Source organism: Terrabacter sp. GCM10028922, from assembly GCF_042666095.1.
Taxonomy (GTDB): domain Bacteria; phylum Actinomycetota; class Actinomycetes; order Actinomycetales; family Dermatophilaceae; genus Terrabacter.
On sequence record NZ_JBHTFG010000006.1, the window covers coordinates 490170 to 505160 of the forward strand.

General features: G+C 71.8%; 11 protein-coding genes and 1 riboswitch. Of the genes, 7 read left to right on the forward strand and 4 right to left on the reverse strand.

Annotated features, from left to right (window positions below):
* Positions 1-24: 24 nt before the first annotated feature.
* Positions 25-948 (forward strand): PAC2 family protein, encoded by a 924-nt coding sequence (locus ACFQU3_RS07115; RefSeq protein ID WP_385908125.1) that lies wholly within the window; start codon positions 25-27, stop codon positions 946-948.
* 100 nt (positions 949-1048) lie between these two features.
* Here ACFQU3_RS07115 and ACFQU3_RS07120 read toward each other — a convergent pair whose 3' ends face one another.
* Positions 1049-2803 carry a DNA polymerase gene (locus tag ACFQU3_RS07120; protein ID WP_385908127.1) on the reverse strand — a complete coding sequence of 585 codons (1755 nt, stop codon included), beginning with the start codon at positions 2801-2803 and terminating at the stop codon, positions 1049-1051.
* A 4-nt stretch (positions 2804-2807) separates the two neighbouring features.
* Positions 2808-3986, reverse strand: coding sequence for a MalY/PatB family protein (locus tag ACFQU3_RS07125; RefSeq protein WP_385908129.1), 1179 nt, complete (start codon positions 3984-3986; stop codon positions 2808-2810).
* A 167-nt stretch (positions 3987-4153) separates the two neighbouring features.
* Between ACFQU3_RS07125 and ACFQU3_RS07130 the strand changes: the two genes are divergently transcribed.
* From ACFQU3_RS07130 to ACFQU3_RS07155, 6 genes are all read left to right on the forward strand, one after another.
* The gene (locus ACFQU3_RS07130; protein ID WP_385908131.1) at positions 4154-4909 is read left to right on the forward strand and encodes an EcsC family protein; all 756 of its coding nucleotides are present in this window, start codon (positions 4154-4156) and stop codon (positions 4907-4909) included.
* Positions 4910-5038: 129 nt separating this feature from the next.
* Positions 5039-5761, forward strand: coding sequence for a YkvA family protein (locus tag ACFQU3_RS07135; protein ID WP_385908133.1), 723 nt, complete (start codon positions 5039-5041; stop codon positions 5759-5761).
* A gap of 114 nt (positions 5762-5875) precedes the next feature.
* Positions 5876-7255 carry a DUF4192 family protein gene (locus ACFQU3_RS07140; RefSeq protein ID WP_385908135.1) on the forward strand — a complete coding sequence of 460 codons (1380 nt, stop codon included), beginning with the start codon at positions 5876-5878 and terminating at the stop codon, positions 7253-7255.
* 209 nt (positions 7256-7464) lie between these two features.
* Positions 7465-7580, forward strand: a riboswitch (SAM riboswitch).
* Positions 7581-7595: 15 nt separating this feature from the next.
* Positions 7596-8831: a homoserine O-acetyltransferase gene (locus ACFQU3_RS07145; RefSeq protein WP_385908137.1), complete on the forward strand. Its 1236-nt coding sequence runs from the start codon at positions 7596-7598 to the stop codon at positions 8829-8831.
* Positions 8832-8924: 93 nt separating this feature from the next.
* Entirely contained in the window at positions 8925-9323 is a 399-nt protein-coding gene (locus tag ACFQU3_RS07150) for a universal stress protein (protein WP_385908138.1), read from the forward strand.
* Positions 9324-9662: 339 nt separating this feature from the next.
* Positions 9663-11327, forward strand: coding sequence for an RNA polymerase sigma factor (locus ACFQU3_RS07155; RefSeq protein ID WP_385908140.1), 1665 nt, complete (start codon positions 9663-9665; stop codon positions 11325-11327).
* Between the two features lie 101 nt (positions 11328-11428).
* On the opposite strand, the gene ACFQU3_RS07160 is transcribed toward ACFQU3_RS07155, so the two are convergent.
* Positions 11429-13741 carry a transglutaminaseTgpA domain-containing protein gene (locus tag ACFQU3_RS07160; RefSeq protein ID WP_385908142.1) on the reverse strand — a complete coding sequence of 771 codons (2313 nt, stop codon included), beginning with the start codon at positions 13739-13741 and terminating at the stop codon, positions 11429-11431.
* On the reverse strand, positions 13738-14982 hold the full coding sequence (locus ACFQU3_RS07165; protein WP_385908144.1) for a DUF58 domain-containing protein: 1245 nt from the start codon (positions 14980-14982) through the stop codon (positions 13738-13740). Before ACFQU3_RS07165 ends, ACFQU3_RS07160 begins: the two co-directional genes overlap by 4 nt.
* Positions 14983-14991 lie beyond the last annotated feature (9 nt).

The window sequence follows — 14991 nt, forward strand, 5'->3', positions numbered from 1 at the left end:
CGCGTACGACGAAAGGCCAGACCCGTGCAGGACCCGACCGAGCTCTTCCAGTTCGAGAGCGACACCTCACCGAGCATCCTCCAGGAGCTGCAGGCCTCGGTGCTCGTCGTCGCCCTCGGTGGATTCATCGATGCCGGCCACACGCAACGACTCATGGCCGACCACCTCCTCGAGACGCACGAGTCCCGCGTCATCGCCTCCTTCGACGTCGACCAGCTGCTCGACTACCGCGGGCGCCGGCCCGTCATGGTGTTCGACCGCGACCACTGGGCCAGCTACGACGACCCGAGCCTGCTGCTGCACCGAGTCGTCGACAAGGAGGGGACGCCGTTCCTGCTGCTCGTCGGGCCCGAGCCCGACTACCAGTGGAACCGCATGGTCGAGGCGACGACCTCCCTCATCCACGCGTTCGGCGTCGGCCTGACTGTGAGCGTGCACGGCATCCCCATGGCGGTCCCGCACACGCGTCCGCTCGGGGTCACGGCCCACGGCACCAACCCGCGCCTCGTCACGGGCAACGACCCGGCGTTCGGCACGGTCCAGGTGCCGGCGAGCTTCTCGTCGCTGCTCGAGTTCCGGCTCGGCGAGGCGGGTCTCGACGCCATCGGTTTCGCGGTGCACGTGCCGCACTACCTCGGACAGACCGAGTTCGCCGACGCCGCGGTGCTCGGCCTCGAACGGGTCCGTGCGGCGACGGGTCTCGACCTCGACCTGCGCGAGCTGGCCGCGACCGCAGGCCTCAACCGCGCCGAGATCACGCGCCAGATGGAGGAGTCCGACGAGATCACCGCCGTCGTCCGGGCCCTCGAGCAGCAGTACGACACGTTCCTCGAAGGACGCAAGCAGCGCAGCCTGCTCGCGACCGACCTCTCCGAGCTGCCCACCGCCGACGAGATCGGTGCGGAGTTCGAGGCCTTCCTCAAGGACGTCACCGACGACGAGCACTGACCGTCGAGAGGCCAGCTCTGGCGGCCTCTGGCAGCAGGTGTTGGCCTCTCGACGTGTCGGGGGCAGCAGGTGTTGGCCTGTCGACGGGGGAGGCTGGGGGTCAGTCCTTGGCCTCGCTCCACCGGCGCACGACCGACGTGTCGGCCACGAACCGCACCTCGTCGGTGCCCGCCCAGGTGCGGGCGGCGCTCGTGAGTGTCTGCTCGACCGCAGCCGCGGCTTCCTCGGCGTGTCGTTCGGGAACGTGGACGAGCAGCTCGTCGTGCAGGCAGAGCACGATCTGGCCGCCCAGCGGACGCACCGCGTGCCGCACCGTCGCGGCCCAGGCCTTGAAGAGCTCGGCCGCCGACCCCTGGATGATCGCGTTGCGGGCGTATCGCCCGCGCGCGCCGTCGGCCCCGGTCGCCGAGGTCTCACCGGAGTCGGGAGCGGCTCTGTCGGTGGCGGCTGTGCCCGGCGTCGGGGTCGCGCCGACCGGTATGCCGCCGAAGCGGATCAACCGGCCTCCCCACGTGCGGACCGGACGCCGCGCGACACCGTCGGCATAGGCCCGGTCGAGCAGGCCCATCGCGACCGGGTACGCGCGCTCGAGGTCCTTGAGCGCCTCACCGGCGGCTCCGGAGCGCTGGCCGTACATCGCGGCCAGCACGGCGACCTTCGCCTTGGGGCGGTCGGCGCCGAGCTTGGCAGCGACGGGCGCGTAGAGGTCGTCGGCGCGGGTCGCCTCGGCGAAAGCCCGGTCAGCGCTCACGACGGCGAGCACGCGAGGCTCGATCTGTCCCAGGTCGGCGCGCACGAAGACGTGACCGGGGGCGGCGCGGATCGCGGGTCGCAGGGGAGCGGGGAGGTTGTGCAGGCCGTTCTGCGCCGTCATGCGCCCGGCGGCCCCGTCGCAGGCCGTCCAGCCACCACGGAGACGGTCGTCGGGACCGACGTGGTCGTCGAGCCAGCGGTAGCCGTAGGTCGTCGCGATGCGCTCGTCCTTGCGCCACCGCAGGAGCGCGTCGACGAGAGGGTGGGTGTGCCGGTAGGGCTCGAGCACCCAGGCGCGCGTGCTCGGCACGTCGACGCCGACCGACAGGAGCAGGTCGCGCACCTGGCCGGGGTTGCGCAGGTCGGTGCGCTCACGGCCCGGGGCGTGGCGCAGCACGGCGGCGTCACGCTCGGCGCGGATCGAGGCCGCGTGCGTGTCGTCCTGCGGCCGCGGTCCGGCGGACGAGGCGATGAGGTCCTCGGCGGCCGCACGGTCGACGGGCAGGCCGTCACGCTCGAGCTCGAGGCAGAGCACCGCGGCGGCAGACTCCGACCAGACCGTGCGCTCCAGCCGGGGCGCGTGCGACCCGCCGATGCGCTCGAGCGCCTCTCGCTGTGACGACCGGCACTCGAGGGCGAGCTCGCCGAGCTGACGCAGCCGACTGTCGTCGGAGGCCCAGGACAGGGCGTCGGCGCGCAGGTGTCCGTCGCCGGTGAGCAGCGCGGTGTCCTCGCCCGCGGCGACGTCGAAGAGGTCGCCGTCGAAGCCGGTCAGCCGCGGCGACCGCGGGGCCGGCACGCCCGCCTCGTCGAGGCCACGGCAGCCTGCGACGACGTGCCCGGGGCTCGCCCACCAGCCGCCGTGGATGAGCCGGTGAGCCTCAGCGAGGTCCCACGTGCGGCTGACGTCGACCCCGGCCGCGACGACGCCGCGCAAGGACGAGGCCGCAGACCAGACGACCCACCGGGGGGCCAGGCGGCGCGTCGCCTCGGTGAACCGACCGGAGACGTCCGCCGGGGCCCATGGCTCGTCGATACCCGGACCGAGGGCGTACGCACCATGAGGCCCCACAACGAGCGCGACGTGCGGAGGGCGGGACACGTTGTCAGTCAAGAGAACTCGCGATACGGCCGATGGCCTCGCGTAGGACGTCGGGAGACGTGCCGTAGTTCAGCCGCGCGTGCCCGTGCCCGATGGCGCCGAAGATGGTGCCGGGGGAGAGAGCCACATGCGCGCGGCGCAGCAGCTCGCCCGCCGGGTCGTCGCCGAGGCCGAGCCCCTCGAGGTCGAGCCACGCGAGGAAGGTCGCCTCCGGGAGGAAGAGCCGCACGCCGGGGAGGTGCTCCGCGACCAGGTCGGCGAGAAGGCGCCGGTTGGCGTCGAGCTCGCCGACGAGGCGGTGGACCCACTCGCGGCCGTCGCGGTAGGCAGCGGTCTGCGCGATGACGCCCAGGTGGCTGGCGCCGAACGTCACGAAGGGGTGGAGGCGCCGCAGGTCGGCGACGGCCTCGCGTCCCGGCACGATGATCGCCGCCTTGAGACCCGCGAGGTTCCACGCCTTGCTCGCGGAGGTGACCACGACCCCCTGCTCGGAGCCATTCACGGTGAGGTACGGCGTGAAGGTGCTGGTCGGCATGACGAGCGGAGCGTGGATCTCGTCGGACACGACCCTGACGCCGTGCTCGTCCGCGAGTGCGGCGAGGGACTCGAGCTCCGCCGACGTGTGGACCGTGCCGGTGGGGTTGTGCGGGTTGCACAGCAGGTACACCGCTCGATCTCGCCGTGCCGTCACTTCGGCGAAAACCCTTGCCAGACAGTCGAAGTCGAGCCGGTGGTTCTCGTCGAGCGGAGCCTCGACGACGCGGCGACCGCATGCCTCTATGACGTCGAAGAACGCGTTGTATACCGGTGGGCTCACGACGACCGGGCCACCGTCGTCGGTGAGAAGGCGCAGCACGTGGGTGACACCCGTCAGCACGTCCGTGACGCGGGTCGTCGTCGCCGGCTCCACCGTCCATCCCCACTCGGCCTCGGCGAGCGAGGCGAACTCCCCGGCATACGCCTCGGTCATGGCGTAGCCGGTGTCGCCGCGCGCCACCGCCTCGCTCACGGCGTGGACGACGGCGGGGCAGGGCGCGCAGTCCATCTCGGCGATCCACATGGGTATGACGTCGGGCCCGTAGCGGCGCCACTTGACGGAGGTGCGGTCGCGGTGCAGCTGCTCGAGCGGCACGCCGAGGATCGACCCGACGCCGTGACTGCCCCGCCCGTCGATCTCGCCCATGGGAGCGACCCTACGAGAGGTCGCCGACGGGGCCGTCCCCGACCCGCGACCACTTCGGGAGGGCGCGAGGATGCCACAGGCGACCCATCCGGCATACGGTGGCGTTCTGCGGGTGCGACGCCACACACAGGGGCTCGCACGAGGACTTCGGACAAGGGGTGGAGCCGATGGGCATCTTCGGATGGGGCAAGGACGAGACCGTCGAGGCATCGGACGCCGCAGCCAGCGAGGTGCGCAGAGCCAAGGACCCGGGCGCCCTCCAACGCGCCGCCGTTCCCGCTGGAGGCGGCCTCTCAGGAGCGGCCACCCGCCTCATCGAGCGCCTCCTCGACGTCGGTATCGACGGCAAGGGCCCCTTCGACTCGGCGCACGACGTCGCCGCCACCGCCTTGAAGCACGCGCGCGGCGACCGCGAGCAGGCGCTTCGAGTCATCGTGCGCGACCACCGCCAGCTCGGCGCGGTCGGTGGTTTCGCGACGGGCCTCGGTGGGTTCTTCACCATGCCGATCTCCTTGCCCGCCAACGTCCTCGAGTTCTACCTGCTCGCGACACGGATGACGGCGGCCACGGCGAAGGTGCGCGGCTACGACATCAACCAGCCCGAGATCCGCTCGGCCGTGCTGCTCACGCTCGTCGGCGCCGACAGCGACGACCTGCTCAAGAAGGCCGGCCTGCAGGCCGCAGGCGGCAAGCTGTCGTCGCTCGCGTTCAACCGGCTCCCCGCACCGGCACTCATGGTGCTGAACAAGGCCGTCGGCTTCCGGCTGCTCGGCCGCATCGGACAGGGCACGTTCGCCAAGCTCGGGCGGGCGGTCCCGGTCGTCGGCGGCCTCGTGGGCGCGGGCGTCGACGTGTACATGCTCAACCGCATCGGCAAGCAGGCCGCCAAGGAGTTCCCACCCGTCGAGACCTTCGGCCCGTGACGCGCCGCGTTCGCGCCGCGCGACCGCGGCGAATGGGTACGCCACGTCCGTGAGGAGCACGCAGATCACCGTTTCGCAACGCCGCTCGCACCGGGGAATCGGCCCGGCCGCCCGCTCGTTGGGCCCGGCATGAAGTCCGCGTCCCGCATCAAGATGGCTGCCACCATCGCCTCCGTCGTCCGCGCCTCGACGCGTCCGGGCGCACCGAGCCTCTCCGAGCGCGTGCACGCCGTGCCGCGGCTCGTGCGCTCTACGGTCGACGGGACGTATGCCGGCACGACCATGAAGCGGCTGGCCCTCGTCGCGGGGGCGGTCGTCTACGTCGCCTCTCCGGTCGACCTGCTGCCCGAGGCGGTCCTGCCCGTCCTCGGTGCCGCCGACGACGCCGTCGTCATCTCGTGGGCGATCAAGGCGTTCGTCGAGGAGACCGACCGTTTCATCGCGTGGGAGATCGGGCAGGGCATCCACCGGGCCGGCGCCGGCGCTGGGCGGGCGGCGGGTTGGGGTCGTCCAGCGGGCGCTTCGTCTGCCGCCTCCCGGGCGACGGTGCGCGGTTCGACGGTGGGGTCGGGAGGGCCGGACGTGGCCACTCCCGCCCGGGCCGGGGGAGCGGACGAGGGCCTGCGGCGTGACCGTGACCTGACGGGCGCTGCGGGGCGCGGTCGTCTCGTCGCGCGGGTCAGCCGGGTGGCTGGCGGTGCGTCCCGCCCCGGCGCGCAAGGGGGTCTCGGGAGCCGCGGGACCGCCGAGTCCGGGCCCGGGCGCCCCGAGCGCATCCGCCTCCCGGAGGGGATGCGCCAGGCCGCGACCGACTACGTCCTGGAGACGGTGCGCAAGCGCCTCGAACGCTGACTCGCTCGCTCGGTCCAAGGGCGTCGGTCCACACCTCCCTCGTCGACCACGGCCGTGGTCCACAGGATGCTCGCCACCCTGTCGCAGGCTCGCGGCCGCGGCGAGGCTCGGCTCATGCCGACGATCTCACTGTCCGGGCCAGCCGAGCTGCTGACCATCATCCCCTTCCACCTTGGCTTCCAGCCGGTGCGGAGCGTCGTCGTGGTGTGCTTCCACGGCAAACGCCTCGGGCTCGTCGCCCGGCTGGACGTCGTCGACGTCGACCTCGCGGGAGTGGTCGTCGCGCAGACCCTTCCGACCCTGCTCACCGGGTCGCCCTCGTCGGTGGCCGTCGTGGGTTTCGAGGACGAGGCCGGCGAGGCCCTTCCGCTCCTCGATGCGCTGGCGGCGGGGTTCGAGGCAGCGCGCGTCGTCGTGCGCGAGCGGCTCGTCGTCCGCGACGGCCGCTGGTATGCCGTCGGATGCGACTGCTGCCCAGAGGAGGGCCGGCTGCTACCCGAGGAGGCGGACGTGCCGGCCGTCGCGAGCTACGTGGCGCTCGGCCGCGCGGTGCTGCCCGACCGTGAGGGCCTGGGGGCCCTCGTCGAGCCACTGTCGCCGACCGAGCCGCGCCACGACCTGACGCTGGCCGCGATCGAGGACTGGCAGCGCCGGTATGCGGCCGCCGGGTGTGTCGTCCGCGACCCACGTCAGGAGCCTCGCGCGGGCGCGGGCGCGGGCGCGGCGCCGGCGCAGAGGGATCGGGCCGGGGCCGGCGGCTCGGAGGGCCGCTGCCTGACCGTGCTCGACGGAGGTGACCCGACGGCGCGCCAGTTCCTCGTCAACGACATGCTCCTCGCCTGGGGTGGCGTGCTGCACGGCGACATCGTGGGTTTCGGGATGGAGCACTGGCTGCCCTCGATCGTGGGGCCCCTGCGCGACCTCCAGGTCCGCGACGCGGTCGTCGGGTGGTTGTGTCCCGGGTCGGTGCCGCTCGACGCCTTCCCGGTGGAGCTCGTCGCGATGCTGGAGATCTTCCTGGGGCCTGACCTGCGCGTGCCTGCGGCCGGTGCGCGGCCGCCAGACGAGCCGAACGTGCCCTGGTCAGGTCCCGACGCGGAGCTCGCCCGCATCCTGCGGATCGTGAGCGGGGACGACGACGGGGACGACGACTGGGACGACGACGCCGAGGACGACGGCGACGGCGACGGCGACGGCGGAGACGGTGGCGACTGCGATGTCGACGGCAGGGACGCCGTTGACTGGGGCGACTGGGACGAGGCAGCAGTGCCGCGTCTGATGCTGGCCCGCCTCGAGGAGGTGTGCCGGCTCACGCCTGCGGCTCATGCGGCCCCGCTCCTGTCGGTGGTTGCCTCGCTCGCGTGGTGGATCGGCGACGGGGCCCGGGCCGGGGTCGCCGTCGACCGCGCACTCGCACTCGAGCCGGACCACCGCCTGAGCCAGCTCGTCCGCGAGTCGCTGGACCACGGCATACGGCCCCGTCGGTGCGCGTGAGCGCACACGAGCGTGTGCTCACGCGGCTCGTGGCACGTCTCCCGGTGGGCGAGGCCGTGTGAGCGGGCGCCCCGGCCAGCCGGAGCGGCGGGCGCTCAACCTGCTGTTGTCGCTGGTGTCGCTGGTGTTGCCGTGACCTTGCGTCCCGGGCGTCCATGTCGTGGAACGACCAGCGGTGCCGCGTCAGCGTCTCGCGTATGGTTGGGGCAGGTCATGAGTACCAGTGGCAAGCCCCGGCTCGCTGGTCGGCAACCCTCCTTCGCGGTGGGGTGCCCCGGGTGAGGACCAGGCCACGCCCCGTCCCGGGTGTGAGCAAGCGCGAGCACCGAGGAGTACCCCGATGGCAGTCACCCACCGGACGCACAGCACGCGGCGCCCCGCGCGCCTGGCTACGGCGGGCACCCAGGTCGGTGATGGTCCCACGCCCACTGCTCCTGCCGCCCACGACACCGCCCGTCCGGACGGCGCCTGGCGCGAGGGTGACCCTGTCGGCGACCGGGCGTTCGTCGACATCGGCGACGTCGAGCTCGAGCGGGGCGGGGTGCTGCCCGACGTCCGCATCGCCTACGAGACCTGGGGTCGGCTCAACGAGGCCGGCGACAACGTCATCCTCGTCGAGCACGCCCTGACCGGCGACAGCCACGTCATCGGCGAGGCCGGCGACGGCCACGCGTCACCGGGTTGGTGGAACGCCCTCATCGGGCCGGACAGCCCCGTCGACCCCGAGCGGTGGTTCGTCATCGCCTCCAACGTCCTCGGCGGCTGTCAGGGCAGCACCGGCCCGTCGAGCGTCGCGCCGGACGGCCAGCCGTGGGGCAGCCGCTTCCCCTACGTGACCGTCCGTGACCAGGTCGCCGCCGAGCGGGCCCTGCTCGACCGGCTGGGCATCGACCGCCTCGCCGGCGTGGTCGGTGGCTCGATGGGTGGGATGCGCGCCATCGAGTGGGCCGTCACCTATCCCGATGCCGTGGACCGCTGCATCGTCATCGCATCGACGGCCTACGCGACCGCCGACCAGATCGCGTGGTGCCAGCCTCAGCTGCTCGCCATCCGCCACGACCCCGACTACGTCGGCGGGGACTACTACTCGACCGGCCGGCGGCCGGTGACCGGCCTGGGGCTGGCACGGCGCATCGCGCACGTGACCTACCGCACCGAGAACGAGCTCGCCGACCGCTTCGGGCGTGCTGCCCAGCTGGGCGAGGACCCGCTGCGAGCAGGGGACCGCGGACGGTTCGCCGTCGAGTCCTACCTCGACCACCACGCCGGCAAGCTCGCTCGCCGGTTCGACGCCAACTCCTACGTCGTGCTGACCGAGGCGATGAACTCCCACGACGTCGGCCGCGACCGCGGTGGGCTCGAGCCGGCCCTTGCCCGGGTGACGGCTGACTGCACCGTCGTCTCCGTCGACACCGACCGGCTCTACCCGCCCCGTCTGGCCGACGAGCTGCACGCCGCCCTGCCGGGCTCGACGCGCGAGCACATCACCTCGGTGTTCGGCCACGACGGCTTCCTCATCGAGGAGGACCAGGTCGGTCGCATCATCCGCGACGCCCTCGCCCGCGACGCCCGCTGAGGGCGGCGGCGGTTCGCCGGCGACGCGCCGCGCGGGCTGATATCGGGTACGGTGCGAGCACTGCTTGTTTCCGTCCCAAGGAGGTCCGGGAAAGTGGCCATCGTCGTTGGTTATGTCGCCACCAAGGAAGGTCGTGCGGCTCTCAAACGAGCCGCCGACGAGTGCGTCCTGAGAGGCACGAAGCTCGTCGTCATCAGCTCGCACCGCGGTGGCAAGGACTTCGACGCCAACGAGGCCAGCCAGTTCGAGACCGAGCTCGAGCGCGTGCAGTCCATGCTCGAGGAGAAGGGCCTGGAGCACGAGGTGCGCCAGCTCGTCCGTGGCAACGACCCGGCCGAAGACCTCATCTCGGTCGCCGAGGAGGAGAAGGCCGACTTCATCGTCATCGGTCTGCGCCGTCGCAGCCCGGTCGGCAAGCTCATCCTCGGCTCCAACGCCCAGCGGATCCTGCTCGACGCGAGCTGCCCCGTCCTCGCCGTCAAGGGCGACTGACGCCTCCCCACGGCCCGACGGCCGTGCATCGACGGCCTGACGGGCCTTTGCCCGCAGTCGACTGGCGGCGCTTCAGGCACGCGCGTTCGGCGCGCGTTCGCCCGCACGGCGTATGCCGCTTTATAATGTCCGAGTACCGGATCGCACGAGGCGCACCGAGAGATCGAACCAGGGATCGACTCCAACTGGCCAAGCTCCTCCGGCACCAACCCCCATTCTCGTTCGTTGTGATGATGCATGCCCGGAATCGGCGCGCCCATCTGACGAGACTCGCGACGAAAGGCGACTGCATCCGTGCCCAAGGCAACATCCGCTGGAGCTCCGAAGACCCTGCCGAAAGTGTTCCAGCACGAGGCGATCATGCAACTCCTGGTCAAGGGCAGCACCAACGGCACCATCACCGGCACGGAGATCGCGCGCGCCCAGGCCGAGGCTGACCTCGACCTCAAGCAGATGAAGCCGGTCCTCACGACCCTCGAGGCCCACGACATCGAGATCGTCGTCGACGCGCCGCACTCCAGCACGACGAAGAAGACCCGTTCAGGGACCAAGGGAGGCACCGTGGCCACCGCACGCAGCACGACTGCCGCCGCGACGAAGTCCGCAGCGCGGACGACGACCGCGACGACGAAGACCGCCGCCAAGAAGACGACCGCCAAGCCGGGGTCGGACGACGAGACGGCATCGGCCGCCAAGCCCGCCGCGAAGAGCACGACGAAGGCGGCCGCGGACAAGGCACCGACGAAGGCGGTGACCAACGCGGGTGTCGCCAAGGCCGCCGCCAAGAAGACGACCGCCAAGCCGGGGTCGACGGCCGCGACCAAGAAGACCGCCGCGAAGGGCGCGGCGAAGTCCGCTGACGCGGGCGGCGCAGCGGGCGACGAGAACGACGAGCTCGAGGACGTCGAGCCCGATGACGCCCCTGAAGCCGAGCTCGTGGAGGTGGAGGTCGACGTCGAAGCACCCGACGCCGCCGCCGACGACGACGACGCCGCTCCCGCCACTGCAAAGGGCGACGAGACGGAGGAGTCCGGCTTCGTCATCCGTGACGACGACGAGGACGACGCCCCGGCGCAGCAGGTCGTCACGGCCGGCGCCACCGCCGACCCGGTCAAGGACTACCTCAAGCAGATCGGCAAGGTCGCCCTCCTCAACGCCGAGCAGGAGGTCGAGCTCGCCAAGCGCATCGAGGCCGGCCTGTTCGCCGAGGAGAAGCTCAACTCCGGCGACAAGATCGAGATGAAGCTCAAGCGCGAGCTGTGGTGGATCGCCCAGGACGGCAAGAAGGCCAAGAACCACCTGCTCGAGGCCAACCTGCGACTGGTCGTCTCGCTCGCCAAGCGCTACACCGGTCGCGGCATGCTCTTCCTCGACCTCATCCAGGAGGGCAACCTCGGCCTCATCCGTGCGGTCGAGAAGTTCGACTACACCAAGGGCTACAAGTTCTCGACGTACGCGACGTGGTGGATCCGCCAGGCCATCACCCGCGCCATGGCCGACCAGGCGCGCACGATCCGCATCCCCGTCCACATGGTCGAGGTCATCAACAAGCTCGCCCGCGTGCAGCGCCAGATGCTCCAGGACCTCGGGCGCGAGCCCACCCCGGAGGAGCTGGCCAAGGAGCTCGACATGACGCCCGAGAAGGTCGTCGAGGTCCAGAAGTACGGCCGCGAGCCCATCTCCCTGCACACGCCGCTCGGTGAGGACGGCGACAGCGAGTTCGGTGACCTCATCGAGGACTCCGAGGCCGTCGTCCCGGCCGACGCCGTCAGCTTCACGCTCCTGCAGGAGCAGCTGCACTCGGTGCTCGACACGTTGTCCGAGCGCGAGGCCGGCGTCGTCTCGATGCGGTTCGGCCTGACCGACGGACAGCCGAAGACGCTCGACGAGATCGGCAAGGTCTACGGCGTGACGCGTGAGCGCATCCGCCAGATCGAGTCGAAGACGATGAGCAAGCTGCGTCACCCGAGCCGCAGCCAGGTCCTGCGCGACTACCTCGACTGAGGTCGCCTCAGCCGCACGAGAAGGAGCCCACGACACGTCGTCGTGGGCTCCTTCTCGTATGCCGTGCCCTTTCCGCAGGTGCGGGCGGTTGCGCGGGCCGGTCAGCGGCGGCGGGGGAACAGCCGGTCGGGCAGCCCCCGCCAGAACGACACCCCGGCCTCGGGCCACACGAACGACCGGACGCGCGTCTGCCAGGCACGGGTGCGGCCGATCTTCCGCCGGATCGAGCGGATGTCGTGGTGGAGGCGGAAGGCCTCCTGCGGCGTCGTACGCTCAGGACGGTCGTAGCGCGACTTCTCCAGGGTCGCGGTCACCCGACGCATCGTGGTCGCGTCCTCGCCATCGAGGTGCCCGTCGGTCACGTAGCGTTCGCGCAGCTGCCGCAGGGTCACGCCGTTCGGGGCGGTGAGGCCCAGGTCGCCGAGGTGGGAGGTCAGGTCGAGCCACTCCGCCTCGATGAGCTCCTGCTGGGTCACGGCCGCGCGCCGTCGGCGCAGGCGGAGCAACCACGCCGTGATCGGCATGACGAACGCCGCGAGCAGCCCGACGAGGACAGCGACGAACGTCACGACGTTGCGCAGGGTGAAGGCCGAGCCGATGGCGTCGAGCAGGGTCTGCTGCTGCTGGACCGGCGCGGCGGTCGCAGAGGTCGACGTCGTGGCGGAGGCCGAGGAGCCCCGACCCGAGGTCGTCTCCTCGACGTCGCGGCCACCCCGGGTGGACCCGGAGTCCGCGCCGAGCACGGCGTAGGGCGGCGGTGTGCCGGAGCGGGCACCCGGCGTCGGCTCGAAGCGGAGCCAGCCGTAGCCCTGGAAGTAGAGCTCGGGCCACGCGTGGGCGTCGCTGTTGCGCACGACGTACTGGCTGTTCTCGGACGGCTGCCCGGGTAGGTAGCCGATGGCCATGCGGGCGGGGATGCCCTGGGCGCGGGCCATCATGATCATCGCGGTCGCGAACTGGACGCAGTACCCGCGACGGGTCTGGTAGAAGTTCTGGATCGGCTCGAGCAGGCGCCCTTCGGCGTCGCGCAACGGCTCGCCCAGGTCGAGCGAGTACGTGTAGATGCTCGTGTCGCGCAGGTGGTTCTGGATCCGGATCGCCCGGTCGAGCGGGTTGTCCGCGTCCTCGACGACCTCGGCGGCCCAGCGTTCGATGAGGTCGCGCGACCGGTCCGGGATGGCGAGGTCGTCGTCGGTGATGTCGGGGGAGTCGGGCGTGCCCGAGTCACGCAGCTGTGGTGGCGGCGGCGCGAAGTCGGCGTACGTCACCCGGTAGCTGCTGACGGGGCCGTCGACGCGCACGTCTCGGGTGACGGGGTCGATGGACCACGGTGTGCCCTCCATGGCGACCGCGACGACGGGGTAGGGCGCGGCGATGCGGGGTGCGGCGAGCGTGTTGTTGGTGACCGTGAGGTCGTAGTCGCGGCGCTGGGACGGCGGGGGCGGAGGTGAGGGGTTGTCCGGGCGGTTGCCGGTCGTCCCCACGGTGGACCACTGACCGCGCGAGTAGTAGGAGGTCGCGAGTACCCGCAAGGGAGGGCGCGTGAACGCGGTCGTCGTGTAGGTGAGCACGGGCGACGGGTCCTGGTTGTTGAGACTGCGCGACAGGTCGAGGGTGTCGTTGAAGCCGACGGAGCCCTCGCCGCCCCCGCCGCCCGCTCGGCCGAGCCCCTCCGTGAGGTAGCGGGGCGGGAAGTGCGGGACGATCGCAGGCACGAGGACGGCGAAGACGACGCCCAGGGCGCCGAGCTTGAGCGCGCCGGCGGTGAACGAGCGCAACGCATCCCGGTCGTGCGCGGCCTCGTCGATCTCGCTCTCGTCGGCTGCGTTCGCCGTCCCCCACCGGCCGAACTGCGTCCGCGCAGTCGTGTGCAGCATGATGAGCCACAGCAGCACGGGGATGACGAAGTAGCGCAGCGCCAGCGCCGACTGACCGTTGGCCGCGGTGATGAGGTATGCCGTGAGGAGCGGGAGCCCGGCAGCGGCCGGACTGCGCCAGGTGGCGGCCATCGCGTCGACGGCGATGGCGACGACCGCGACCGCGACCACGAGGCAGAAGGTGACGCCGCTGTTGAGGGGTGCCGGAGCCGAGTAGCGCTGGACGGTCTCGAGGGCCTGCAGGCCGAGCGAGTTGGCCTCCTCGAGCGTTGTCGGCGTGGGCAGGAAGTAGCTGAACGTCTCGTCGAGGTGGCGCGCGAGGACGACGTAGGCGGTGACGAGCACCTGGACCACGACGACGAGAGACCGCGAACGTGTGAGTCCCCGTGCCACGAGGCCGAGGGCGGCGACGAGCGCGATCGTGAACATCGCGTCCCCCAGCCAGCTCGTCTGCACGAAGAGGCTCGTGATGGGGTAGATCGCGCTCAGCGTCGCGAGAGCGCCGAGGAGGGTGATCCTCCAGCGACGGCGGGTCATCGGCTGCCTCCCACGGTGGCGGCGGTGAGGACGGCCCAGGCGTGGGCGACGTCCTCGTCACGTCGGACGGCCACGGCCCGCCACCCGGCGAGGCGCAGCGTGTCGACGTGCGGGTCGACGTCCTCTGCGTCGGTCGAGCCGAAGCCACGGGCGTCGAGGAGGAGAGCGAGACCGGTCGTGCCGGGCTGACGCAGGCTGGCGACCCGCGAGGTGACGTCGCGACCTGAGGGGCCGACGATCGCGACGAGGAAGCCGCCGGCGGCAGCGAGGGCCTGTGCGGCGCGGAGAATTTCGTCCTCGCCCGTGTCGTCGCGCATGGTCGTCACGGCCAGCACGTCGAGGATCTCGTCGACGGTCATCGTGTCGGCCGCCCGTGCCGTCTCGACGGTCTCGGCGCAGACGAGGTGGACGGCATACCCGGACTCGCACAGGTGGACCGCCACGGACGCGGCAGCGGTCACCGCCCACTCGAACGAGCTCGTGGCGCCGGCGCCGCCGTGCGCGGACGGCCTCGGGTCGATCATGACGACGGCGCGACGCTGCGCGGGCCGGTCCTCCTGGCGGACCATGAGGTCGCCCGTGCGCGCGGTTGCCGGCCAGTGGATGCGGCGCAGGTCGTCGCCGTCGCGGTACTCACGGATGGTCACGTCGTCCTCGCCGTGCAGGGCGATGAGGTGCGCCTGCTCGCCCTCGGACCCGACGCCCGCGCTCGGTTGACGGTTGGACGAGAGCGGGTGGACGGCGGGGAGCACGACGAGGTCGGCCCTGCCCTCGAGCACCGCGTTGCGGTTCGCGAGGCCGAACGGGTCCTGCACCTGCACCCCGAGCGGGCCGAGGTGGTGACGCCCGCGCAGGTGCGAGCGCACGGCATAGTCGATGGCGCGTACGCGCCCCGGTGGGATGCGGCCGACGACGAACCGCGGGCGGTCGCCGAGGACGTAGTCGAGGCGCTCTTCGGCGAGGAAGATCGGCGTCGTGCTCGTGGAGACGTTCTCGAAGGAGAGCGTCACGTGGGCGTCCTGCCCGACGCTGATCCGCTCCGGGTGCGTGTGCCGCTCGATGCGCATACGCGTCTTGCGCGTGCGAACCAGGACGCTGGAGATGACAGGAAGCGCGACGAGCAGGACGCCGAAGCGCGTGAGGTCGCGGAAGCCGAAGATGATCCCGGCGAGGGCGAGGGTGATCCCCGAGCCCAGGAAGGCCCGGCCCCTCGTCGTCAGGACGCTGCGCAGTGCGCGCACGGCCCCTCC

Bases quoted from the DNA above. Each gene is read 5' to 3' on its own strand.
- ACFQU3_RS07135 (WP_385908133.1), top strand. From the start codon at position 5,039: ATGAAGTCCGCGTCCCGCATCAAGATGGCTGCCACCATCGCCTCCGTC.
- ACFQU3_RS07145 (WP_385908137.1), top strand. From the start codon at position 7,596: ATGGCAGTCACCCACCGGACGCACAGCACGCGGCGCCCCGCGCGCCTG.
- ACFQU3_RS07140 (WP_385908135.1), top strand. From the start codon at position 5,876: ATGCCGACGATCTCACTGTCCGGGCCAGCCGAGCTGCTGACCATCATC.
- ACFQU3_RS07130 (WP_385908131.1), top strand. From the start codon at position 4,154: ATGGGCATCTTCGGATGGGGCAAGGACGAGACCGTCGAGGCATCGGAC.
- ACFQU3_RS07125 (WP_385908129.1), bottom strand. From the start codon at position 3,986: ATGGGCGAGATCGACGGGCGGGGCAGTCACGGCGTCGGGTCGATCCTC.
- ACFQU3_RS07160 (WP_385908142.1), bottom strand. From the start codon at position 13,741: ATGACCCGCCGTCGCTGGAGGATCACCCTCCTCGGCGCTCTCGCGACG.